Source organism: Micromonospora sp. CB01531, from assembly GCF_001905095.1.
Taxonomy (GTDB): Bacteria; Actinomycetota; Actinomycetes; order Mycobacteriales; family Micromonosporaceae; genus Micromonospora.
In genome coordinates this window covers 50,263-73,094 of sequence record NZ_LWLS01000084.1, presented here as the reverse complement: position 1 = coordinate 73,094, position 22,832 = coordinate 50,263, and the positions used below count along the sequence as shown (strand labels likewise).

Sequence of the window (22,832 nt, the reverse complement as noted above, 5' to 3'; positions counted from 1 at the left end):
TTCCGTGACGTCGTGCCGGTGGAGTTTCCACACGTGCCGGCCAACGACTTTGCCGGCACGGTCAGGGAGGCCGGCGCTGGGATCGCCACCGCGACCGCCGCTGGCGCCGGCACTCCGCGCTGGATTGCGAACGGTATTCGGACCTGTGTCAAAGGACACGATCGCCGGCTTGCCGCCCCAACTACGTGATCATGTACCCTGACCTGCGTGAACAGTGCGCCGTCGTTGGACCGGACCCCGCTTGCGGTCCGTGTCGTTGCCGCGCGCCGCATCTGCTGCTGTTGACGGCCTGACACCCCGACCCGCGCCCGTGGCTGTCGTGCCACGCTGCCCGCGCGCCGTCATCAACATCTGATCTGCCCTCATTTGTGAGCCTCAATCACCGCGTCCCGCGCTCGCGCGACGCAGGTTCCGTCTGCCTGGAGTAAGGACATGACCATTCACCGCAGGCCCCCGGCTGGCCTACCCTTCGCACGCCGGTTGCGCCCGCTCGGCGCGTTCGCGGCCACCGCCACTCTCGCTTTGCTGCTCGCCGCCTGCGGCTCGTCGACGAGCCCCGGGTCGACGGACGCCGCCGACGCGACGATCACGGTCGGTTCGCTGAACGAGCCGACGACGCTCAATACGATCAAGGGCGGCAACACCGGCCACGCCCAGGTGCTGCTGCGCAACGTCGTCGAGGGGCTCACCGTGCTGACCGACGAGGGCAAGGTCGAGCCGCTGCTGGCAAAGTCGTGGGACGTGTCGCCGGACGGCACGATCTACACGTTCCACCTGCAGCCCGGCGTGACGTTCTCCGACGGCACCCCGCTGAAGGCCAGCGACGTGGTGGCCGCGCTCAAGCGCGTGACGTCCGACGAGTCGACCAGCGCCCGCAAGAAGAACCTTTCGATCATGAAGACGATCGAGGCGCCGGACGATGGCACCGTCAAGGTCGCCCTGTCGACGCGGTCGCAGTCGTTCCTGTTCTACCTCACCAGCACCGGCGCGGCTGTCACCAGGCCCGACGCCGGCAACCCGGAGACGACGGTGATCGGCACCGGCCCGTACACCCTGACCTCCTGGAAACAGGGTGACTCCATCACGCTGACCCGCAACGACAAGTACTGGGGCACGAAGGCCAGCAACAACCAGGTGGTGTACCGCTTCTTCAAGGACGCCACCGCCGAGAACAACGCCCTGCTCGCCGGCCAACTCGACCTGGTGACCCAGGTGTCCTCGCCGGATGTGCTCACCCAGTTCGACAACCAGCCGCAGTTCTCCATCGTGGAAGGCACGTCCACGACGAAGGAACTGTTCAACTTCAACGACGCCGTCGCCCCGTTCAACAACCCCGACGTACGGCATGCGATCCGGCAGGCCATCGACCGCAAGGCGCTGCTGACGGCGGTGTGGGCCGACCGCGGCCAGGTCATCGGCTCGATGGTGCCGCCCACCGACCCCTGGTACGAGGACCTGACCAGCATCGACGACCACAACGTGGCCGGTGCCAAGCAACTGCTGGCCAAGGCCGGGTACGCGAACGGGCTGTCCTTCACCGTCGACTACGTACCGTCGGACGCGGTCAACATCATCGCGCAGGGGCTGAAGAGCCAGCTCGCCCAGGCCGGTATCACCATCACGTTGAACCCCGTCGACGACGCGACCTGGACCGACAAGGTCTACAAGAACCACCACTTCCAGGCCACCATCATGACTCACGTCAACCAGCGCGACCTCGTCTGGTACGGCGACCCGACGTTCTACTGGCAGTACGACAACCCGCAGGTGCAGCAGTGGGTCAAGGACTCCGAGATCGCCGCGACGCCCGACGAGCAGACCGCCCTGCTGAAGAAGGTGGCACGGCAGATCTCCGAGGACGCGGCGAGCGCCTGGCTGTTCCTCGACCCCGCCATCAAGGTCGCCAGCACCTCGGTCAGCGGCTACCAGAAGAACAACACCACGGACAGCTTCTATGTCGCGCCGATCACCAAACGCTAGGCGATAAGCGGTGCTCAGCTACCTCATCCGTCGGGTCGCCTGGCTGGTCGGTTCGCTGTTCGTCGCGGGCTCGGCGGTGTTCTTCCTGCTCCGGGTCCTACCGGGCGACCCGGCCGTCACGCTGCTGGCGGTCGGGTCCTCCCCGGACCAGATCGATGCGATCCGGCACCAGCTCGGCACCGACCGGCCGGTGCTGGCACAGTACGGCCACTGGTTGGGCGATCTGGTGACCGGGAACCTCGGGGACAGCCTGTTCACCCAGATGCCGGTGCTCGACCAGATCGCCGGCCGGCTCCCGGTCACCGTACCGCTGGCGCTGAGCGCGTTCGTCCTGTCGATCGTCGTGGCCGTACCGATCGGGGTGTTCGCGGCGGTACGGCGGCGAGGTCTGCTCGGGGTGGCGGTGTCGACGCTGGCGCAGGTGGGCATCGCGGTGCCCATCTTCTGGGTCGGGATCGTGGTGGTCTGGCTGGTCGCGGTGCAGTGGCGGGCGCTGCCGCCGGGCGGGTTTCCCCGCACCGGCTGGCAGGATCCGCAAGCCGCGCTCCAGTCACTGGTCCTGCCGGTGGCGACGCTGACCATCGCGCAGGGGGCGGTGCTGGTGCGCTACGTACGCTCGGCGACGCTCGACGTGCTGAGCCAGGAGTACGTGCGCACCGCCCGCTCCCTGGGGTACAGCCTGCCGCGGGCGCTGTGGCGGCACGGACCACGCAGCGGCGCCGCAACCGTGGTCCAGATCCTCGGCATCCTGCTGGCCAGCTCACTGCTGGGCACCGTGGTCATCGAGAGCGTCTTCGCCCTGCCCGGCCTGGGCTCGCTGCTGTTGACCAGCGTGAAGGCCCGCGATCTGCCGATCGTGCAGGGCACGGTCTTCCTCATGACAGCGACCGTGCTGGTGGTGGGACTCGCCGTCGACGTCGTGCAGCGGCTGGTCGACCCGAGACTGCGAGGTTCGGCATGAGCACACCTTTGGTCGAAGCGGTCGAAACGATCGCGGCGCCCGACACCCCCGCCCGGCCACGCCGAGGCTGGCGCTCGCCGTCGTTCGTGCTCGGTGCGGCGATGCTGCTGGCGGTTCTCGCCCTGGCGCTGGTGTCGCTGGTCTGGTCCCCGTACGGGCTGGACCACACCGACCCGGCGGCCCGGCTGGCGGACCCGTCCGCACGGCACTGGGCGGGCACCGATCGCCTGGGCCGCGACCAGTTCACCCAGCTGATGCTCGGCGCGCGTACCGCGGTGGGGATCGGGCTGGCCTCAGTCGCGGTCGCGTTCATCATCGGCGTCCCGTTGGGCCTGCTCGCGGCGACCGCCGGCCGGTTCCTCGAGAACACCGTCGTCGGAGTGATCGACATCGTGATCGCCTTCCCGACCCTGCTGCTGGCGATGCTGCTGGTCACCGTGTACGGCGCGTCGACCGCAGTCGCGATCAGCGCGATCGGCATCGGCGTCTCCGCCGAGGTGGCCCGGCTGACCCGGATCTCAGCGAGCCGCGTGTTCACCCAGGACTACGTCCTCGCGGCGCGTACCTGCGGCACCGGACCACTGATGATCCTGGTCCGGCACGTCCTGGCCAACATCTGGCACACCCTGCTGGTACAGGCCACCCTCGCCTTCGGCGTCGCGGTCATCGCCGAGGCGTCGCTGTCGTACCTGGGGCTCGGCACCCCGCCGCCCGCGCCGTCCTGGGGCCGCATGCTCCAGGAGGCGCAGTCGACGGTGAGCGTCGCCCCGTGGAACGTCCTGCTGCCCGGCCTCGCCGTCGCCGTCACGGTCGTCGGGGTCAACCTGCTCGGTGACGGCCTGCGGGAAGTCCTCGATCCGCAGCTACGGCAGGAAAGGCAGGCAGCGCACCGATGACGATCCTGGAGACCACCGGGCTGACCATCACGCTCGACGGGCAGGCGCTCGTTCGCGACGTCTCGTTCGGCCTCGCCGCCCGCGACCGGGTCGGCCTCATCGGCGAATCCGGCTCGGGCAAATCGCTGACCGCGCTGGCGCTGCTGGGACTGCTACCGCCGGGCATGCGTACGAGCGGCCGCATCCTCATCGACGGCGAGGACCTCCTCGGCGCGCCGGACCGGCAGTGGCGTCGGGTCCGCGGCCGCACCGTCAGCATCGTGTTTCAGGAGCCCCTGACCGCCCTGGACCCGCTGATGCCGGTCGGCCGCCAGATCGCCGGCCCGCTGCGGCTGCACCAGGGCCTCAACCGCAGTGACGCCGAGCGTCGCGCAATCGACTGGTGCGGCCGAGTGCACCTGCCTGACCCGGCCCGGCTGGCACGGGCCCTGCCGCACGAGCTTTCCGGCGGCCAACGACAGCGGGTGGCCCTGGCGATGGCTCTCGCCTGCCGGCCCCGGCTGCTCATCGCCGACGAGCCGACGACCGCGCTCGACGTGACCGTGCAGGCGCAGATCCTCACCCTGCTCGACGAGCTGATCGAGGAGACCGGGGTGGGGCTGCTGTTCATCAGCCACGACCTGCCGGTCGTCGCCGGACTGGCCCGCCGCCTCCTGGTCATGCGCACGGGCCGGCTGGTCGAATCCGGCCCGGTCGACGATGTGCTGCGCCGGCCTCACTCCGGCTACGCCCGGCAGCTCGTCGCGAGCGCCGCCAGGGTGACCCGGCTGGCCCGCCCCAGCGTGCGCAGGGAGGACCGATGAGCGATCCGATTCTCACCGGGCATCAGCTCACCCGATGGTTCCCGGGCCGCACCCGCCCGGCGCTCGACGGGGTGGACGTCACCGTGCGGCCGGGGACCAGCCTCGGGATCGTCGGCGAGTCGGGCGCCGGGAAGTCGACCCTGCTGCGGCAGCTGCTCGGCGTGGACCGCCCGACCTCGGGCGAGATCCGCTTCGCCGGCGAGCCCCTCGACCGGGGCCGACATCGCGCGTTCCGCCGGCAGGTCCAGGTCGTCTTCCAGGACCCCCGGTCGTCGTTGAACCCCCGCATGTCGGTCGCGTCGATCGTCGCCGAGCCGCTGCGCTCGCTGCGCATCGGTACGGACCGGTCAGCCCGCGCCGAGCGCGTCGCCGAGGTGCTCACCGCGGTAGGGCTGCGCCCGGAAGACGGACGGCGCTACCCGCACGAGTTCTCCGGCGGTCAGCGCCAGCGCATCGCCATCGCGCGGGCGCTCGCACCGGCCCCGCGGATCCTGCTCGCTGACGAACCCGTCAGCGCCCTCGACGTCTCGGTCCGGCTGCAGATCATCGACCTGCTCAAGGATCTCGTTGACCGGCTCGGGCTCACGCTCGTGCTGGTCTCGCATGACCTGGCGATCGTCAGCCAGCTGTGCCAGGAGGTGCTCGTCATGCGCCACGGCCGCGTCGTCGAGCGCGGCCCGACCGCGGACGTGCTGACCAACCCCGTTGACGAGTACACCCGTGCCCTGCTGGCGGCCATCCCGCAACTGCCGCTCGACCTGCTGGAGGAACCGTGACCTTTGTTGATCAGTGGCGGACCTGGCACGCCGAACGTGAGGCAGCCGTGTCGGCGCCGGGCGGGGACCTCACGCTGACCGGCACCCACTGGCTGGTGGGGCGCACCCAGATCGACGGGATACCCGGCACCTGGTGGGCCGACGGAACCGACGTGCGCGTGTCCGGCGCCGCAGGCCTGCTCGTCGGCGGTGTACCGACCGCCGAGGGCCTGCTGCGCCCCGACCAGCGACTCATGGTCGGCGATGTCGAACTGAAGATCATCCGCCGTGGCGCCGACCTGGGGGTACGGACCTACGACCCGCACGCGCCGGCGGTACGCCGGTTCGCCGGCATCGACGCGTTCGCCCCCGACCCCGCCTGGGTGGTAACCGCCGAGTTCACCCCGGCCGACGCCGACCAGACGCTGCGCACCGAACACAGCCACTCCGACCGGCTGGTGGACTACCCGGTCGTCGGCACGTTCACCTTCACGGTAGACGGCCAGCACGCCGAGCTGATCGCGCTGTACACCGGCCACGAGGGCGAAGCGCACGTCACGTTCCGGGACGCCACCAGCGGACGCGAGAGCTACGGCGCGGCCCGGTTTCTGTTGCTGCCCCTGCCGGCTGCGGCCGGCCCGGTGCCGCTGGACTTCAACCGGGTCACCCTGCCGCCGTGTGCGTTCTCCGACGCCTTCATCTGCCCACTGCCGCCCCCGGGGAACATGCTGCCGTTCGCCGTCCGGGCCGGCGAGAAGGCGGTGCTTGACCAGCCAGCCGATTAGGGTCAGCGCCGGGCTAGCGGCGATGGTCCGCGGCTGACCGGCGCCCGGGTTCGTGGTGGGCGGGGCGTTGCCGGCACCTCAACGCAGCCGGGCAGGGCAGAGCGCTCCGACCTGAGGTGATGCGGGAGGAGCGTTCGCCGGCACGCGGACGGACGCCACGAGGCGAGGGATGATGCGCACCGCATCATCCTGCCCGCCCGCCACGACAGCGCGGTCGGCAGCGCCGCTCAGCGGGTCCTCTTCGTCGTCCGCTTGCGGGGTGGGGTCAACAGGTCGGCTATCGCCGCGATCGCGGACGGCACCACCCGGTAGTACGCCCAGACACCGCGTTTCTCGCGTTCGAGCAGGCCGGCCTCGGTGAGGATCCGAAGGTGATGACTCACGGTCGGCTGGGAGAGTTCCAGCGGCGCGGTGAGGTCACTGACGGACGCCTCGCCCTCCGGGGCGGACTGGATCAGGCTGAGCAGCCGCAGTCGGGCCGGGTCGGCGAATGCCTTCAGCACTCCCGCGAGCCGCTCGGCGTCGGCGCGCTTGATCGGCTCGCCAGCCAGCGGCGAGATAGCAGGCTTAGCAGTTTTCGCAGTTGCCACGCCCGCTATCGTTCCACGAACACCATCGATCGGCCGGTGGAACCGGATCCAATGGCCTCCGCCAGGTCAGTCGCGGGCGGGTGACCATCCGTCAGCGATGAGTCGGGAGTCGTCGCCGCCCTCGCCTTGGAAGAGCACTCCGTCCCGGTCCGTCGCGGTGATCTGGTCGACGTAGACCCCGCGGCCCTGGCCGGAGCCGTCGGTGGTGCTGATCCACCGCAGGTGGGTCGCCTGGTCGGGCAGCTCGACCGTGACCTGCCACCAGACCCGGCCCCCATAGCCGGTGACCGTGCCGTCGCTGGTCCACCTCCGGTGCCCCTGGTGCAGCAGCATCCGCCCCGGAGCCCAGGTGTGCCCTCCGTCCGTGGAGACCTCGAAGCGGGCGTTGTCGTAACGGGGCTCGGTGTCGTACCAGAGCAGGAAGCTCGCCGTCCCGCTCTGCGCCGCCCGACGCAGCGGAGCGGTGAGCGTGCTCGTCGCGAGGTCGCGCGGGTCGGCCCGCCAGGCCTCCCGCGACCGAGGGCGCACCGGCATCGCCTCGGCGAGGTCGCGCGCGACCACGCGCCGGGCGACGTTGTTGCTGCCCCAGCCGCGATCGGGGTGCACCCGGTTGCTGAGCAGGATGACGAACGAGTGGGAGAGCGGATCGATGACGATGGACGTGCCGGTGAAGCCGGTGTGCCCGAACGCCACGGGGGAGGAGAGCCCCATCATGTACCAGTGCTTGTTGAGCTCGAAGCCGAGCCCACGGTCGCTTTCCGGATAGGTTGACTCCAGCGAAGCGTTGTAGTTGACCAGCATCGCTCGCACCGTGTCGTCCCGCAGAATCCGCTGCCCGCGATAGTGGCCGCCGTTGAGTAGCGCCTGGCAGAGGACGGCGAGGTCCGCAGCGGTGGAGAAGATCCCCGCGTGCCCGGCCACGCCGCCGAGCGACCAGGCGTTCTCGTCGTGCACCTCGCCCCAGACCATGCCGCGCCCGGCGTAGGGCTGGTACTCGGTCGCGGCGATCCGCGACCGCCGCTCCGGTCCCGGGTTGTAGCCGGTGTCGGTCATGCCGAGCGGCGCGGTGACTCCGTCGCGGACCAGCTCGGCCAACGGCCGGCCGGTCACCCGTTCCAGCAGTACGCCGAGCGCGATCAGGCCGATGTCGGAGTAGACGTACCGGGTGCCGGGCGGTGCCGTGAGCGGCGTGGCGAGCGCGGCGGCGAACCGCTCGGCGGGCGTCGGGTACCTGCTCCACAGCGCCGTGAAGGCGGGCAGACCTGAGGTGTGGGTGAGCAGCATGCGTACGGTGACCGCCGCCTTGCCGCCGGCCGCGAACTCCGGGACGTAGCTGGCCACTGGTGCGTCCAGGTCCACCCGCCCCCGCTCGACCTGCTGCATGGTGACGATCGTGGTGAACAGCTTCGACACCGATGCCATGTCGAAGATCGTGTCGGGCCGCATCGGGATTTGCTGGTCAGCGGGGAGCTCCACCCCGACCAGCTCGGGTGGCGGCCCGACGGCGGCGTACTTGACCGCCGCTCCCACGGCGGCGTGTTGCACGATCACACCGTCCTTGGCCGCCAGGACCACGGCACCTGTGTACGCGGGATAACCGGGGTGGTCCGGGGTCGGCTGCAGATATGCCGCCAGGTCGGCGGGGAGACGATCCACGTGGTCCGGGAGCAGGCCAACCTCGCGGGCACTGCCGCGCCGCAGCGTGTCCGCACGGAACTGGATGTCGGCGGGGGTGACGGCCGGCGGTCCGGACGCGGCCGGGGGCGGCGCGGCGGCGGGCGCCCCGGCGGCTGGCGTCGCCGCGCCCAGGAGGGCCACGGTCAGGCCGAGCGAAACCGTGCGGAGCAGCGGGCGGGGGGACATGTTTGCGGATCTCCTCCCCGCGCCAGCGCCAAGCGCCCCCACACCGACCGCACCGGTGCGGACATTCCTACGCTGCATGCGTCGCCTCCTACCAGGTCAGGCCGTGGCCATAGGGGTAGAGCACGGTCCCCACGCCCTCGGACGTGGGGATCGTGACGGGCAGCCGCCCGCTCGGGGACAGTTCGCCGTGCAGCGCGCGGACGAGGGCGTCCATCGCCGCCACGGTGTATGAGTAGGTCGCCACGTAGGTGGTCACATCCGGCAGGTACGCGATGTCGTACGGATCCCGGACCGCCGCCACCACCACGGGCTTTCCGGTGTCGACCAGCGCCGTAACGAGGCGCCGCTGGGTGCCGCGTGGGTCCGTGACGACGTTGTCCCACGCCTTGTTCACCAGCACGACGGTGAGATCGTGGTTCGCCGCCTGGGCGGCCGCCGCAGCGATCTGCGCGTCCGACGGTAGGGTCGCGGGCTGGGCGGTGGCTCGCGCACCGCGGGCGGTGAACCCGTGCGCGACCGTCGCGATCGGCGCGAAGGCGGCACTGTTCCAACCGGTGACCAGCACCGACCGGTTCGCGTGGGCCAGCGGCAGCAGCCCGGCGTCGTTACGGACCGCGGTGAGGGTCGCGTCGGTCACCCGGGCGACGGCGGCGATGTGCTGGGGCGCGCCGACCGTCCGTACCGCCTCGTCGACATCGACCAGCGGCGACCCGGCCAGCCCTTGCCGGTACTTCATGGCGAGGATGCGCCGGACTGACTCGTCGATGCGCCGCTCGGTGAGTTCGCCGGTGGCGACGGCCCGCAGCACCGCATCCCGCGCCAGCTGGAGGTCCGGCGGCATCAGGAGCTGGTCGGTGCCGGCCTTGAGCGCCAACACGGGTACCCGGTCGTCGCCGTACTTCTTGCGCACGGCGGCCATGTTCAGCGCGTCGGTGACGATGACTCCCCGGAAGCCCAGTTCACCGCGCAGCACGCCGGTGAGAACCGCCGGCGACAATGTCGCGGGGTCGCCGGACGGGTCGAGCGCGGGCACCACGATGTGGGCGGTCATGATCGACTCGACGCCCGCGTCGATCGCCCGCCGGAACGGCGGCGCGTCGATCCGGTCCCACTCCGCCCGGTTGTGGTCGATCACCGGCAGGCCGGTGTGGCTGTCGTCCGCCGTGTCGCCGTGGCCGGGGAAGTGTTTCGCCACCGCGGTCACGCCAGCGCCGTCCTGGAAGCCGCCGACCTGTGCGGCGGTCAGCTCGGCCACCAGGGCGGGGTCGGCGCCGAAGGACCGTACGCCGATCACCGGGTTGCCCGGGTTGATGTTGACGTCGGCGATCGGCGCGTAGGGCTGGCGGACGCCGACGGCCCGCAGCTCCCGTCCGGTGATCTCCGCCGCCGTGTACGCGGCCTCGGGCGACCGCCCGGCGCCCAGGGCCATAGCCCCGGGGAACTGCGCGGCGGGGGCCGGCATCCGCAGCACTACGCCCTGTTCCTGATCCGTGGAGATGAGCAGCGGCACTCGACTCTTGGCGCCGTCAGCGAGGGCGGCCCGCTGGAGCCCGTTGGACAGTGTTGCGATCTGCCGGGGGCTGTCCAGGTTGTGCGACCAGGAGAAGTAGATGACGCCGCCGAGGTGGAACCGGTCGATGACCTCGGCCGGCGTCTCGACGCCGAACGCGGCCCGGTTGGCGGCCCGGTCGGCGGCCGTGGGCTCGGCGGCGTCAGCGCCGTAGACGTAGGTGGAAAAGAGCTGGCCGACCTTCTGCTCCAGGCTCATGTGCCGCAAAGTCGAGGTGACCCAGCCGTGCTCGGCGGCGGTGGGCGGGTCCACAGGCGCGGCGGAGGCCTGGACGGGGAGCGGCAGGACGGTGGTCGCCAGAGCGGCCATCAGAACGAACGCGGTGACGAGTCGAGCCTTCATGGACGACCTCTCAGTCCGAATGACTGAAACTTAGCTACATGTCGATATATCGTCAAGAAGGTTAGCTACAGGGACGGCTGGTTGAGTTCGGTCAGCTCCGGTCCCGTGTCAGCGCTCCAGCGCCTGCGTCGATCGGGCCCGGAGCGTCCTGCAACCAGTCAGCGGGCGGCGTTCAGTGCTGGAAGGCCGAACGAACTGTGCCGCCGACAATCGCGCACCAGGTGTCCACGTCGACCTTCCCATTGGGTACCAGGCCGTGCAGGCGCTGCATGTCCTGGACCGCCTTCATGGTGTTGTGGTCGAAGTCGCCGGTCAACGTGACGTCGTCGTACCCCTTGCGGCCGAGCAGGAACTGCACCGCGTTGACGGGAAGACCGCTGGCGTCCTTCTCGAGTGTCGGCACAAGCGCTTCCCAGGTGGCCGCGTCGAAGGTCGCGTCCGGGTCAACCGGAATTCCGTGGCTGGCTTGGAAGTCGGCCACGACGGGATTCATGTCGTAGCCGAAGTTGCCGTTCGGAGTCAGCGGGTACCCGAGATCCGCGAGCAGGTACTGCGCGACCTGCACCACCGGGCCGTCGACGAAACGCCAGATGTCGGGCCACCGGCGCGCGGGGATGTCCGACTGTGGTGTACCGAGTGCTGCCGCGACACGCGAGCGCACCATCGGGAACAACCGGTAGAAGGCGATGCCCGGGCACTGGGTGGGGTAGAAGTCCCAGTGGCCGAAGATGTCCCATGGCTGCAGCCGGAACTGCTGGCACACGGCGGTGCACAACCTCACCAGCGCGTCGAGCAGTGCGTCCGGCGGCGTCTCGGTGATGTAGGTGCCCTCGTTCTCGATCCCGATCGCGTTCCCGTTCTCGCCCGGGCAGTGTGCGGCGCTGACCTGGTGTGCGCCCGCGTCGAGCGTCTCCAGGCTGCGGCGGCGGCCCTCCAGCACGTAGCCGCCACGGCTGACCGTGAAGTGCTGTCCGGTGTCCACCCAGCCGTTGCCGTCCATGTGCAGGTCCTGGCAGTCCCGCGCCAGTTGCATCGCGTGGTCGCGCGAGTAGTCCGTGACGTTCGGGAATGCCATGTGATGCAGGATGATCTTGTTGGTGGTGTTGCCGGTAATCTGAATCGTACCCCTTGGCGGACGCGCACCCCATGTGTCGCAGTCAATGATCCAGGGGAACATGGCGCTGGGCGCGGCGCCCGCCGGCGCCGCCACGAACAGGTCAGTGCCGACGATCGCCGCGATCCCAGTACCCAAACCTGCCTTGAGCAGGGTGCGACGGTCGACCTCGTGCCGATGAGTTGACATGCGCTGCCTCCGTGAGGGTGTGGAACAACAACGACAACTGTTGTAGGAGGTCACCTCGCCGAACGGTGGGTGGGCCGGCCTGGTGCCACCTTCATCCGCGAAGACCGATGGTGAAATATTTCGACTATTCCACCGCAACGCCTGGCAATTTTCAACAGGCCAAGCGTCAACGGCCGGCTGCTGCGCCACGGCACCCGAAATCGGCTTCTCCAGCGACCGTGACGGCTACCGCCGTCTCGCCGGCCTCAGTCGAGCAGTGCGAGGAAGCGGCGCAGGGCCGGGTTCGTGCTGTCGCGGGGCCAGCACTGGGTCACGTCCACAGTGGGTGCCGGGGCGGTGAACCGGCGCAGCCGTACCTCGCGCAGCCGCAGCGCGCGGGCGCGGCCGGCCGGGACGGCCGCGACCACGTCTCCCTGCGCCACCGCCCGCAGCAGTTGCTCGTCGTCCGGCTCCTGTCGGACAAGGTTGAAGCCACCGTGCGGCCAGATCTGGGCGATCGTGCGGTCGAACATGCCGGGGCCGTTCTCGCGCGGCCACATCACGGCCGGCAGGTCGACCACCTCGGCCCGGCTGATCCGACGGCGACCAGCGGCGAGGACGTGACCCGCAGGCACGGCAAGCAGCAGTTCCTCGGTGTCGACGGTCCGGCAGACCAGCGCGGGCTCGTCGACCGGCGGGCGGACGAACGCCGCGTCGAGCCGGCCGGCGAGCAGGCCGGCCACGTTCGGCGCCGTCCAGGCCGTCTCCGGGATCACCTCGACGTCCGGGTGGGCGGCCCGGAACCGAGCGACCAGCGCGTCGACCCGGCCGCCACGCGCCGACCGGGTGTACGCCAGCCGGAGCCGGCCGCCCCGCCCGCGTACCAGGTCCCGGATGCGGGCGGTGCCCGCATCCACCTCGGCGAGCAGTCGGGCGGCCTCGCCGGCGATCCGCGCCCCCACCTCGGTTAGCGTGCAGCCCCGGCTGGTGCGGTGTACCAGCGACACGCCGAGTTGACGTTCCAGGGTGCGGATCTGCTGGCTGAGCGCGGGCCTGTGCGACGTGCAGCCGGGCGGCGGCCCGGGTGAAATGCAGCTCCTCGGCGAGCACCGCGAAGTAGCGCAGCCGCCGCAGGTCCGACCAGACGTCCAGGGTCGGGGAGTCGACCATGGACCGATCATAAGCGGCGCTTATCGCCGGCTACCTGATCCGTCTTGGACGGCGGCACGTCGGGGCGGTGACGATCCGAGGCCAACGGCACGAGCGACGGGAGCGGATGATGATGGCGGCGACGGACGTGGTGGTGGTCGGGGGCGGGGTCATCGGGATGACGGCGGCGGTCGCCCTCCAACAGCGAGGGGCGCGGGTGACCGTGCTGGCCGCCGACGACCCGGCGGACACGGTGTCCACGGTGGCCGCCGCGGTCTGGTACCCGAGCCACACCGACCAGGACCCGCGGGTGCTGCGCTGGGCGCGGGAGACGCATGCGGAACTGGGCCGCCAGGCGGCGGACGGCGTGCCGGGGGTGGTCGACCGGCCGACCCGGATGCTGCTGCGCCATCCGTACGCCAGCCCGCCGTGGTGGGCGGAGGCGTGCGGGGATCTGGTGGCCGAGGCGGCGCGGCCGCCGTACACGGCGCTGCTGCGGTTCACGGCGCCGGCGGTCGAGATGAGTCTGTACCTGGCCTGGCTACGGCAGCGGCTGGAAGCCGGCGGCGGGCGGGTGCTGCGCCGCCGGGTGCGACGGCTCGCCGACGCGTTCGAGATCGCGCCGACGGTGGTCAACGCGACGGGGCTGGCCGCCGGCCAGCTCGCCGCCGACCCGGCCGTGCACCCGGTGCGCGGGCATCTGGTGCTGGTGGCGAACCCGGGCCTGACCGTGTCGGTGCGAGACGAGGACGACCCGGCCGGGATCACGTACGTGCACCCGCGCCGGCACGACGTGGTGCTCGGCGGCACATACCAGCCGGGGGTGGGGCACACCGCGCCCGATCCGGATACGGCGGCGGCCATCCGGCGCCGCTGTGTCGCGCTGGTGCCGGCGCTGGCCGACGCGCCGGTGCTCGGCGAGCGGATCGGGCTGCGGCCGGCCCGGCACGGCGGTCCCCGGGTCGAGGTGGACCCGGACCCGGCGGGTCCACCCGGCAGCCGGCTGGTGCACGCGTACGGCCACGGCGGGGCGGGGGTCACCCTGTCCTGGGGATCCGCCGCCGAGGTGGCAGACCTTGCCCTGGACGGCTGACCGATCCGCCCGATCAGGCGGGGGCTTGCGACGCCTGTGCCGGTAGCTGGTGCAGCGCGTCCACCAGCGGTGCGAGCTCCGGAAGGTTCTCGGCCTGCGCCAGCGCGGTGGCGAGAACCTCGTCGTGCGTCGGGCGCGCCTGGTTGAGCAGAGCCCAGCCCTGCTCGGTGAGTTCGGTGTAGATACCGCGGCGGTCGTCCTGGCACAGGATGCGGGTGAGCAGGCCACGGTCCTCCAGCCGGTTGACCAGCCGGGTGGTGGCGCTGCCGGAGAGGGCGGCGGCGCGGGCGAGTTGCTGCATGCGCATGTGCCAGCCGTCCTGGCGGGACAAGGCGTCGAGCACGGTGTATTCGACGACCGAGAGGTGGTGCTCGGCCTGCAGAGCCTTCTCCAGGGCGGTGTCGATGAGGCCGTGCAGGGCCGCGAGAGTCCGCCAGCCCTGGGCGCGGATCTCGACCGCGTCGTCGCGGATGCCCACGTCCTGCACTCCTTGCTGTCACCGTTTGTCGCCGGCCGTCCGGATCGGGTCCAGCCCTGTCGCAGCAATTCTAGCCGCGTACGCGGATTGTTGCAGACGCCAGCTATGTGACCAGTGGCACGCTTGCGCCGATATGAGGCGTGCGCAAGTATCTGAGTTGCGTACGCCGGTAGTTGCAGGCGCGCTACATGTCCGCAACGGGAGAACTGATGTCTGCTGAACCGAAGAAGATGCCACTGGGCCTGCTCGCTCTTGCGATCGGTGGGTTCGGTATCGGCCTCACCGAATTCGTGATCATGGGCCTGCTGCCCGAGGTCGCCACCGACTTCGCCGTCACCGAATCCGCCGCCGGGTGGCTGATCTCCGGCTACGCGCTGTCCGTCGCCGTCGGTGCGATCGGCCTCACCGCCGCCGTCACCCGGTTCAACCGCAAGCACGTCCTGACGGGGCTGATGCTCCTGTTCGTCGCCGGAAACCTGGCCTCGGCGCTGGCCGGGACGTACGAACTGATGATGGTCGGCCGCATCCTCGCAGCCCTGAGCCACGGCGCCTTCTTCGGCATCGGCTCGGTCGTCGCGGCGAACCTCGTCGCACCGTCCCGTCAGGCAGCCGCCATCGCCATGATGTTCACCGGGCTCACCGCCGCCAACGTGCTCGGCGTCCCGTTCGGCACGTTCCTCGGCCAGCAACTGGGCTGGCGATCCACGTTCTGGGCGATCGCCGCCATCGGCGTCGTCGCCCTGGTCGGCATGGCCGCCCTGGTCCCGTCACGGACCGCCACCGCCAGCACCGGCGGGCTGCGCCACGAAGTCAAGGCCTTCGCCCACCCGCAGGTGTGGTTCTCGCTCCTGATCACGGTCCTCGGCTTCGGGGGCATGTTCGGCGCGTTCACCTACATCGCATACACCCTGACCGAGGTCAGCGGCTTCGCCGCCGCCACCGTCCCGTGGCTGCTGGTCCTGTTCGGCGTGGGCCTGTTCGCCGGCAACACCCTCGGCGGCAAGGCCGCCGACCGGTCGGTGCCCGCGACGCTCACCGCCGTCCTCGCCGCACTGACCGCGGTCCTGGTCATCTTCGCCGTCACCGCGCCGAGCCAGATCATGACCGTCGTCTCGCTGGCGCTCATGGGCGCGTTCGGCTTCGCCACCGTGCCCGGCCTGCAGATGCGGATCATGCAGTACGCCGGGCAGGCGCCCACGCTGGCCTCCGGCGCGAACATCGCCGCCTTCAACATCGGTAACGCCCTCGGCGCCTGGATCGGCGGCGTGACCATCACCGCCGGACTCGGCTACACCTCCACGCTGTGGGACGGCGCCGCGCTCAGCTTCGCCGGCCTCCTGGTCCTGCTGATCGCCACTCGGCACGCCGTGCGCCGCGAGGCAACGCCCGCCGCGGTCAACACCGCCGGCACCTGGGCCTGATACCGAGCCATGCACCTGGACACCGGCGTCCAGCTGCATGGCCACGAGACCCCATTCCGCCCGACGAACCACGACCTGATCCCGCACACCCAGACAAGGAGCCTGCCATGACCAAGATCCTGATGATCGTCACCGGCGCCGACCGCCTGACCCTCGCCGACGGCGCCAGCCACCCGACCGGGTACTGGGCCGAGGAACTCGCCGCCTCGCACAAGGTCTTCCGCGACGCCGGTGCCGAGGTCGACATCGCCACGCCCGGCGGCATCGCACCAACCGTCGACGCGATCAGCCTCGACTCCCGCGGCGGAGTCAGCGACGCCGACGCCGCCACCTTCCGCGACTACCTCGCCAGCATCTCCTACGACCTGACCAACCCCCGCGCCATCGCCGACGTGGACGCCTCCGCCTACGACGCCATCTACATCCCGGGCGGGCACGGCCCGATGGCCGACCTCGCCACCGACAGCGATCTCGGGCGGCTGCTCACCGACGCCGACGGTCGCGGCCAGGTCATCGCCGCCCTCTGCCACGGGCCGGCGGCGCTGCTCGCCGCCCGCCGCCCGGACGGCACGTTCACCTTCGCCGGCCGCCGCCTGGTCGTGTTCACCGACGAGGAGGAACGCCAGGGCGGCCTCGGCGACACCACCCCGTGGTGGGTCGAGACAACGCTGCGCGAGCGTGGGGCGACGGTCGAGACGGGTATGCCGTGGTCGAACACCGTCGTGGTCGACGACAACCTCGTCACCGGCCAGAACCCACAGTCCAGCGTCGCTACCGCCCAGCGGGTCCTCAAGAAGCTCGGCGTCCCCACCGGGAACTGATCGCACTCTCCCCGGCAGCCGCGGCCGCACCGCCGCGCCGCGGCTGCCGGCGACACCCTCGAAGGAGAACCCGTGGGCCCCGGGCCGCACCGCCACGCCAGCAGCGGCGTCCACAGGCGCCGCCCGGAGACCGGACCGGGGTGACCTACTCACCGGCCAGCGGGGCGCGAGTCAGGCACTGCCGGCGCAGGTGGGGCACTATCGTTCTGGCGTGCACATCCGTTTTGACGTCCCAGCCGATCCCGACTACCCAGGCCGCGTGGCCGCCGCGCTCAGCAGTGTTCGGCTGCGCAAGTACGGCTATATCGGCGCGGTGCTGGCGGCGGTCGGGGCGATCGGTTTCGCCGTCTCGTGGGGGTTCGCGTGGGGCGACCGGATCTCGCCGCTGTGCTTGGCGATGGTGGTGGGTGGCCTGCTGTCGATGCTGTACTCGCCGTGGGTGCGGTTGCGCGCCCGACGCCGATCCAGTCGCTACGCCGTCGAGGGCGCCTACGACATCACCGACGACAACATCATGATGCGCAGCGGCTCGGAGTCCGGCGGCATCGCCTGGGACGGGGTGGCCCAGGTAAGGGACACCCCTGAGTTCTGGATCGTGTACGTCGGCCGGATGCCGGCGACCGTGATCCCACGCCGCTTGATGTCCGCCGAGGACGCCGAGACGTTGCGAGCCTATATGGCCAAACGCGGCCTGCTCCAGGCTCGCTGAACTCATTTGGAGCTGTGTCGCGAGTCCTCTACTGGCATCCTGTCCGCCGTGCCAGACCGCGTGATGTTCGTTCAGTTGAAGACGGGCCACGACACCGACAAAGGGCCGGCGTGGATCAGCCACGTGCGGTTCAGCAAGAGCTGGCAGACGGCTTACTGGCATGGCAAGACGCTCCGGCGCGGGCGCGGCATGTCTGACGCCAACTTCTACGACGTCGATACCGACGAGGAGTATTGGATCTCCGGACCACACCGCGACCGCGCGGACACGCGCTACAGCGGCATGCGGCCCGAGATCGATGACGACGTCCGCCAGGCGTACGAGGCATTCCTTCGTGGTGATCCGCTACCAGGCCGCGAACACGGCTGACCTTCTTGGCCCAGCGCGCTTCAACGCGGGCGTGTCCGGTGAGGTTCTCCTCCAGGCCGCCGTCGCGGCCGAGTGTGGCGAGGTTGTCCAGCACCCGCACGTGGTTGACGCCGTCGTAGGCGTCGATGCCGAAGCCGAGACTGGTCACCAGCTTGACCGGCACGTCCAGCGGGGGCACGACGGCCAGACCGCAACCGAAGAGGTCAGGCGCTACCGGTGCGAGGGTATTGGGCATCGCCGGCATGGGTGGCTGGCCAAATGACGCAGCAAGCGGATCGTGTGCCGGTCCGGGCGGGACGCGCGCCAGTTATCCGGCCGACGCGTCGGCCCGCCGTACCACTTCGGCAGCGGTGCGGACCACGGCCCGGTCCAGCAGTCGGCCGTCGGCGTCGGTCGCCACACCGGAGCCACGACGTTCTGCCCGCTCCATCGCCTCCAGGACCGCCCGGGCGGACGCCAACTCGGCGGCGGTGGGGGTGAACACGTCGTTGATGACCGCGAGTTGTCCGGGGTGGATGGCGGTGCGGGCCCGGAAGCCCTGCCGGAGCAGGGCCCGGGTCGTCTGCTCCAGCCGGGCCGCATCGCGCAGCGTTGTCTCGACGGGCCCCACGGGAGGGGTGATCCCGGCTGCGGCCGAGGCGACGACGACCTGCGAGCGGATTGGGCCGAACTCCGCCCGGTCCGCCCCCGGCTGCAACCCGAGCTCACCGGCCAGATCCGCCTCACCGATGCCGAGTCGGAGCACGCGTGGCGCGGCGGCCACCTGCGCCGCGGTAAGCACCCCTCGGGCGGTCTCGATCAGCGCCACCACCTGGAAGGTCGGCGCACCCGGGCCGAGCCGCCGCTCGGCCCGGGTGAGCGCCGCGTCGACCTCATGGAGCAGGTTCGGCTCGGCCTTGGGCACCCAGATACCCACCGCCGCCGCGGAGAGGACGGCGATGTCCGCCTCGATCTGGTCACTGTTGATCCTGACCCACAGGCCAGGCCCGGTCTGCGGGGCGGCGGCGAGGAACGCGCCGACCGTCTCACGGGCCTGCTCCTTGCGGGCCGCGATCACCGCGTCCTCGAGGTCGAGTACGAGCGCGTCGGCGCCCCGCCCGGGAGCCTTGTCCAGCAGGTCCGCCCGGTCGCCCGGCACGTACAGGTAACTGCGCGCCACCGTCTGCACTCCTCGCCTCCCTACCGCTGCGGCCGGGAGATGTATCGGCCGTGCGGCTCGCCCGCGACCTTGCCGTCGACGAGCACGTGCTCGCCGCGGACGAAGGTGTCGGTCACCTTGGCGGTCAGCTCGAAACCCTCGAACGGCGTGTACTCCTGGGTCGACTCGGAGTCCTCGGCCCGAACCGTCCAGGTCACGTCCGGGTCCACCAGGCAGATGTCCGCGTCGTAGCCCTCGGCGATCGCGCCCTTGTGGTGCAGACCGAAGCGGCGCGCCGGGTTCCACGAGGTCAGCTCGGCCACCCGCTGGTACGACAGGCCGCGCCGGCTGCCCTCGGTGACCAGGCCGGGCAGCAGGTACTCGGCGCCACCGAAGCCGGACTTCGCGACGAAGATGTCGTCGCGCGGCTCGCCGAACTTCACCTCGTCCCGGCAGCAGGCGTGGTCGCTGACCACCCAGTCGATCTTGCCGTCCAGGACGTACTCCCAGAGTGCCTCGACGTCCTCGCGGGGGCGCAGCGGCGGGTTGACCTTGCCGCCGAGCCCGTGCGCGGTGCTGATGTCGGCGAGCAGGTGCCCGATTGTCACCTCCCGGCGGAAGTCGATGTGCGGGAACGCCTGTGCCATTCGCAGCGCCGCGTCGACGGCCTTGTACGAGGACAGGTGCAGCAGGTTGATCTTCGGCAGCCCGGTCTCGTGCGCCAGGTACGACGCGATCGACACGGCAAGCCCCTCCGAGTGCGGTGGCCGGGAGGCGTGATAGGCCTCCAGCCCTCGCAGCCTGCCCTCCTGCTCGACCTGCCTGGTGTAGGCGCTCATGATCTCGGCGGTCTCACAGTGCAGCGACAGCGAGATGTCGTCGGCCAGCTCGGGGAAGCGTTCCCGCGCCGCCTGCACCCCCCGCATGACGAACTCGAAGTGGGCGTAGTCGTACCGCTCGCCCTCCGGGATCATCAGGAACGAGTTCTGGTCGGCGGAGCGGCCGTGCAGCCCGTGGCTGCCGTAGAACATGAAGATCTTGAACGAGGTGACCCCGTGCTCCGCCACCAGCTGCGGGATCTCGTTGATGTGCTCGCGCATCATCGGGGCCAGGTGGAAACCGTAGTCGATGTAGGAGCGCCCCTCGGCGGCGGCGAGGACGTCCGGGAAGAAGTCGTCGTACCGGCCGCCGCGGTTGAGGTAGTACTGCCCGGTGCGCATGTAGTTCAGTGCGGTGGTCACGCCGCCCTGCACCGAGGCGCGGCTCTCCGACACGGTGTCCTCGCCCAGCGGGTTGTAGATGCCCCAGTGCTGGTGGGCGTCGACCACGCCGGGGAACGCGAGCCGCCCCCCGCCGTCGACCACCTGGGCGGCCTCGCTCGCCTCGATGTGTGGGGCGATTCGGCTGACCCGGCCGTCGGTGACAGCGACGTCCAGCAGCTCGGGTTCGGGCCGGTCGTGCCGGACGACGCGGATGTTGGTCAGCAGCAGGTCGAAGGTAGTCATGGGGTGCTCCTCGTTGTCGGTTCAGCGGCTCGGCGCCACCGGCGCGGCGTCGGTGGCCCTCTCACACGTGATCAAGCTGGTCAGCTGCCGGACGTCGGGGGCCTGGTCCAGCCGGTGGACCTCCTCCTCGATCTGGGCGGCGATCTGCGCCGGCAGCCCGGCCGCGGCGTTGTGGCGGAACTTCACCGCCAGTTCGGCCTCGCTGAGCGGGCGTTGCGGCCCGCCGCGGTTGGCAAGGACGGCCTCGGTCCACTCCCGTCCGTCGCGGGTGACCACCCGCAGTACCGCCGGGAACTGGTTGGGGAAGATGGCGTCGCACCGTTCGTCGGGCACTACCTCGACCTTTGCCATCAGGGCCCGGCGAGCCGGCTCACGGGCCAGGTCGTCGGTGAAGTCGGCCAGCCCGACGCCGAGCCCGCCGCCCCCGCACAGTCCGGCGGCGACCGCGTACGGGCCACTGAACTGCGCCTCGTAGCCGGTCTGCGGGGCGCGCTTGCGTTCGATGGGTTGCCCGATGGTGCGGATCACCGGCGACGGCACGCCGAGTGTGATCGACTCGATCTGGTCGACCGGCAGCCCCCGCTCCCGCAGCGCGATCGCCGCGTCGATCGCGGCGTGGGTGAAGTGGTTGGCCGGGTACGGCTTGAAGAAGATGCCGGGCACCGCCCAGTCGGTGCCGAGCCCTCGGACGATCTCGTCGGCGTCGAACTCTCCGCGCAGGAACGCCTGGAAGAAGCCGAACCGTCCCTCCAGCACCGTCGGTGGGCCGGTCACGCCGTGCCGGGCCAGCAGCGCCGCGCTGACCGCCGAATGCGCCGCCCAGCCACAGTGGATCCGTTTGACCGTGCCGCCGTTGCGGTTGGCCTCGATCAGTCCGGCGGCCATCGAGGCGGCCACCCCGAGGGCGTCCAGGGTGCTGTCGGCGTCCAGCCCCAGCAGCCGGGCTGCGGCGACAGCTCCGCCGAGCGTCCCGCAGATCGAGGTGGCGTGCTGGCCGTGCTCGAAGAAGACCGAGTTGCCAGCGGTCCGGTCGTAGCCGGCCATGCCGAGTCGTACACACACCTCCAGGCCGACTGCGATGGCGGCCACCGTTTCGCGGCCGGACGCGCCGGCCAGTTCGGCGGCGGCGAGGGCGGCCGGCACCACCGACGCGCTGGGGTGCAGCACCGACGGCAGGTGCGTGTCGTCGTAGTCGAGGGAGTGCGCCAGCACGCCGTTGGCGAACGCCGCCAGCGCCGCGGGCACCCGCTCGGCCAGGCCGACCACGGTGGCCTGGCCCCGGCCGCCCTGCTCGGTGACGTACGCCAGGGCCGCCTGACTGGTCGGCAGCGGGTACGCCGCCACGCAGAGCCCGATGATGTCCAGCACCCGGGCGCGGACGCTGGCGACCACCTCGTCGGGGAGGGCGTCGGCGGGTGTGTCGGCGGCGAAGGCGGCCAGGCGCTGGCCCAGGGTCGGCTCAGCCACGGCTGATCACCGCCAGTGGACGCACCGGTGAGCCGGTGGCACCGTACAGCGGCAGCGGCGACAGGATGAAGGTGAACTCGTACACCGCGTCGCGGGCGAGTTCCTCCAGCGCCAGCGTCTCGATCAGGTAGATGCCGTGTTCCACCAGGAGGATGCGGTGCGCGGGCAGTACGCTGTGTCCCTTGCCCGGCGGCAGGCACTCGAAGGCGATGGTGTCGGCTCCGGCGGCGTGTACCCGGCGCTCGGCCAGCCAGGTGGCACCGTCCGCGCCGATCCCGGGCACCCCAGACTCCTTCCCGATGTAGCGGGTGCGGTCCTCGTGGTCGAACAGCCGCCCCCAGCCGCTGCGGATGAGCACGACGTCGCCCGGTCCCACCGACGTGCCCTGCCGGCACACTGCGGCGTCGAGGTCGGCGTCCGTGATCTCGTAGCCGGCCGGGCAGCTCTCCTGCGCCAGCGCGCCCGGGATGTCGAGCAGGACGCCCCGGCGGACCATCGGCGCGACGGTGTGCACACCCAACTCGTGGAACCGGCCGCCGACCTGCGCGGCGGTGGCGTCCACCCCGCCGTGCATCCGGCCGTTGTGGGACACGTGCGCGAGGGCATCGACGTGTGTGCCGACGTGGGTGCCCATCACCAGCAGGTCGTTGGCGGCGGAGCCGCCGTCGGGCCGGACCGTGTCGCCGTGCCGGCGCGGCAGGGTGATCCAGAATGGCGGGTGGTTCGGTGACTGCGGCATGCCGACGGTGAGCGGCCGGCCCAGGTCGTAGATCGTGACGCCGGCCTGCACGGCGTCGAGCAGGCTGTCGGCGGTTCTGGCGGTGGTGGCCACGGGGGTTCCTCGCGTTTCGGCTG

General features: G+C 70.9%; 22 protein-coding genes and 1 pseudogene. 12 read left to right on the top strand and 11 right to left on the bottom strand.

The genetic code is table 11. The features are described from left to right. Positions 1-432 precede the first annotated feature (432 nt). The 6 genes from A6A27_RS25560 to A6A27_RS25535 are packed head-to-tail and all read left to right on the top strand — an operon-like array spanning position 433 to position 6,180. On the top strand, positions 433-1,980 hold the full coding sequence (locus tag A6A27_RS25560; protein ID WP_083672844.1) for an ABC transporter substrate-binding protein: 1,548 nt from the start codon (positions 433-435) through the stop codon (positions 1,978-1,980). 10 nt (positions 1,981-1,990) lie between these two features. After that, positions 1,991-2,941, top strand: a complete 951-nt coding sequence (locus A6A27_RS25555) for an ABC transporter permease (protein WP_073837191.1) — start codon at positions 1,991-1,993, stop codon at positions 2,939-2,941. Further along, the gene (locus tag A6A27_RS25550; RefSeq protein ID WP_073837190.1) at positions 2,938-3,837 is read left to right on the top strand and encodes an ABC transporter permease; all 900 of its coding nucleotides are present in this window, start codon (positions 2,938-2,940) and stop codon (positions 3,835-3,837) included. Before A6A27_RS25555 ends, A6A27_RS25550 begins: the two co-directional genes overlap by 4 nt. After that, entirely contained in the window at positions 3,834-4,640 is an 807-nt protein-coding gene (locus tag A6A27_RS25545) for an ATP-binding cassette domain-containing protein (protein ID WP_073837189.1), read from the top strand. The genes A6A27_RS25550 and A6A27_RS25545 overlap by 4 nt, the downstream gene beginning before the upstream one ends. Further along, a complete protein-coding gene (locus A6A27_RS25540; protein ID WP_073837188.1) occupies positions 4,637-5,416 on the top strand; it encodes an ABC transporter ATP-binding protein in 780 nt (259 codons plus the stop codon). Before A6A27_RS25545 ends, A6A27_RS25540 begins: the two co-directional genes overlap by 4 nt. Next, a complete protein-coding gene (locus tag A6A27_RS25535) occupies positions 5,413-6,180 on the top strand; it encodes a DUF1684 domain-containing protein (RefSeq protein ID WP_073837187.1) in 768 nt (255 codons plus the stop codon). Before A6A27_RS25540 ends, A6A27_RS25535 begins: the two co-directional genes overlap by 4 nt. Positions 6,181-6,407: 227 nt before the next feature. On the opposite strand, the gene A6A27_RS25530 is transcribed toward A6A27_RS25535, so the two are convergent. From A6A27_RS25530 to A6A27_RS47590, 6 genes and pseudogenes are all read right to left on the bottom strand, one after another. Then, on the bottom strand, positions 6,408-6,770 hold the full coding sequence (locus A6A27_RS25530) for an ArsR/SmtB family transcription factor (RefSeq protein WP_073837186.1): 363 nt from the start codon (positions 6,768-6,770) through the stop codon (positions 6,408-6,410). 66 nt (positions 6,771-6,836) lie between these two features. Further along, positions 6,837-8,633: a serine hydrolase domain-containing protein gene (locus A6A27_RS25525; protein ID WP_083672843.1), complete on the bottom strand. Its 1,797-nt coding sequence runs from the start codon at positions 8,631-8,633 to the stop codon at positions 6,837-6,839. An 88-nt stretch (positions 8,634-8,721) separates the two neighbouring features. After that, entirely contained in the window at positions 8,722-10,545 is a 1,824-nt protein-coding gene (locus A6A27_RS25520) for a glycoside hydrolase family 3 protein (protein WP_198940445.1), read from the bottom strand. Between the two features lie 172 nt (positions 10,546-10,717). Next, positions 10,718-11,902 (bottom strand): peptidoglycan recognition protein family protein, encoded by a 1,185-nt coding sequence (locus tag A6A27_RS25515; protein ID WP_241825452.1) that lies wholly within the window; start codon positions 11,900-11,902, stop codon positions 10,718-10,720. 191 nt (positions 11,903-12,093) lie between these two features. Continuing rightward, positions 12,094-12,852: a LysR substrate-binding domain-containing protein gene (locus A6A27_RS25510; RefSeq protein WP_443190001.1), complete on the bottom strand. Its 759-nt coding sequence runs from the start codon at positions 12,850-12,852 to the stop codon at positions 12,094-12,096. Between the two features lie 67 nt (positions 12,853-12,919). Beyond that, positions 12,920-12,997: pseudogene (locus A6A27_RS47590) on the bottom strand (hypothetical protein); the annotation flags it as partial. A 67-nt stretch (positions 12,998-13,064) separates the two neighbouring features. Here A6A27_RS47590 and A6A27_RS25505 point away from each other — a divergent pair. Beyond that, positions 13,065-14,069: an FAD-dependent oxidoreductase gene (locus A6A27_RS25505; RefSeq protein WP_241825451.1), complete on the top strand. Its 1,005-nt coding sequence runs from the start codon at positions 13,065-13,067 to the stop codon at positions 14,067-14,069. A gap of 13 nt (positions 14,070-14,082) precedes the next feature. On the opposite strand, the gene A6A27_RS25500 is transcribed toward A6A27_RS25505, so the two are convergent. Next, positions 14,083-14,547: a MarR family winged helix-turn-helix transcriptional regulator gene (locus tag A6A27_RS25500; RefSeq protein ID WP_073837184.1), complete on the bottom strand. Its 465-nt coding sequence runs from the start codon at positions 14,545-14,547 to the stop codon at positions 14,083-14,085. 209 nt (positions 14,548-14,756) lie between these two features. On the opposite strand from A6A27_RS25500, the gene A6A27_RS25495 reads away from it, so the two are divergent. The 5 genes from A6A27_RS25495 to A6A27_RS45140 all read left to right on the top strand — a co-directional run bounded on the left by A6A27_RS25495 (position 14,757) and on the right by A6A27_RS45140 (position 18,129). Then, positions 14,757-15,968, top strand: coding sequence for an MFS transporter (locus tag A6A27_RS25495; protein WP_241825450.1), 1,212 nt, complete (start codon positions 14,757-14,759; stop codon positions 15,966-15,968). A 107-nt stretch (positions 15,969-16,075) separates the two neighbouring features. After that, positions 16,076-16,789 (top strand): type 1 glutamine amidotransferase domain-containing protein, encoded by a 714-nt coding sequence (locus A6A27_RS25490; protein WP_073837182.1) that lies wholly within the window; start codon positions 16,076-16,078, stop codon positions 16,787-16,789. Between the two features lie 211 nt (positions 16,790-17,000). Then, positions 17,001-17,498 (top strand): YcxB family protein, encoded by a 498-nt coding sequence (locus tag A6A27_RS25485; RefSeq protein WP_073837181.1) that lies wholly within the window; start codon positions 17,001-17,003, stop codon positions 17,496-17,498. Positions 17,499-17,546: 48 nt separating this feature from the next. Continuing rightward, a complete protein-coding gene (locus A6A27_RS25480; RefSeq protein WP_198940443.1) occupies positions 17,547-17,867 on the top strand; it encodes a hypothetical protein in 321 nt (106 codons plus the stop codon). Next, positions 17,833-18,129, top strand: coding sequence for a hypothetical protein (locus tag A6A27_RS45140; RefSeq protein ID WP_073837180.1), 297 nt, complete (start codon positions 17,833-17,835; stop codon positions 18,127-18,129). The genes A6A27_RS25480 and A6A27_RS45140 overlap by 35 nt, the downstream gene beginning before the upstream one ends. Positions 18,130-18,174: 45 nt before the next feature. Here the strand turns inward: A6A27_RS45140 and A6A27_RS25470 are convergent, their stop codons facing one another. From A6A27_RS25470 to A6A27_RS25455, 4 genes are read right to left on the bottom strand one after another with little or no spacing between them, the layout of a single operon-like run. Next, positions 18,175-19,026, bottom strand: a complete 852-nt coding sequence (locus A6A27_RS25470) for an HpcH/HpaI aldolase/citrate lyase family protein (protein ID WP_241825449.1) — start codon at positions 19,024-19,026, stop codon at positions 18,175-18,177. 20 nt (positions 19,027-19,046) lie between these two features. Beyond that, positions 19,047-20,510: a dihydroorotase gene (locus A6A27_RS25465; protein WP_073837178.1), complete on the bottom strand. Its 1,464-nt coding sequence runs from the start codon at positions 20,508-20,510 to the stop codon at positions 19,047-19,049. Between the two features lie 21 nt (positions 20,511-20,531). Beyond that, complete coding sequence (locus tag A6A27_RS25460) at positions 20,532-21,977, bottom strand: MmgE/PrpD family protein (protein ID WP_073837177.1); 1,446 nt, start codon at positions 21,975-21,977, stop codon at positions 20,532-20,534. Beyond that, positions 21,970-22,809 (bottom strand): cyclase family protein, encoded by an 840-nt coding sequence (locus tag A6A27_RS25455; RefSeq protein ID WP_073837176.1) that lies wholly within the window; start codon positions 22,807-22,809, stop codon positions 21,970-21,972. Before A6A27_RS25455 ends, A6A27_RS25460 begins: the two co-directional genes overlap by 8 nt. Positions 22,810-22,832: the final 23 nt, after the last annotated feature.

What these genes read in the sequence shown, in the direction of transcription:
- A6A27_RS25560 (WP_083672844.1), top strand. Translation starts at nt 433, where the DNA reads ATGACCATTCACCGCAGGCCCCCGGCTGGCCTACCCTTCGCACGCCGG.
- A6A27_RS25550 (WP_073837190.1), top strand. Translation starts at nt 2,938, where the DNA reads ATGAGCACACCTTTGGTCGAAGCGGTCGAAACGATCGCGGCGCCCGAC.
- A6A27_RS25545 (WP_073837189.1), top strand. Translation starts at nt 3,834, where the DNA reads ATGACGATCCTGGAGACCACCGGGCTGACCATCACGCTCGACGGGCAG.
- A6A27_RS25540 (WP_073837188.1), top strand. Translation starts at nt 4,637, where the DNA reads ATGAGCGATCCGATTCTCACCGGGCATCAGCTCACCCGATGGTTCCCG.
- A6A27_RS25525 (WP_083672843.1), bottom strand. Translation starts at nt 8,633, where the DNA reads ATGTCCCCCCGCCCGCTGCTCCGCACGGTTTCGCTCGGCCTGACCGTG.
- A6A27_RS25520 (WP_198940445.1), bottom strand. Translation starts at nt 10,545, where the DNA reads ATGAAGGCTCGACTCGTCACCGCGTTCGTTCTGATGGCCGCTCTGGCG.
- A6A27_RS25495 (WP_241825450.1), top strand. Translation starts at nt 14,757, where the DNA reads ATGTCTGCTGAACCGAAGAAGATGCCACTGGGCCTGCTCGCTCTTGCG.
- A6A27_RS25490 (WP_073837182.1), top strand. Translation starts at nt 16,076, where the DNA reads ATGACCAAGATCCTGATGATCGTCACCGGCGCCGACCGCCTGACCCTC.
- A6A27_RS25465 (WP_073837178.1), bottom strand. Translation starts at nt 20,510, where the DNA reads ATGACTACCTTCGACCTGCTGCTGACCAACATCCGCGTCGTCCGGCAC.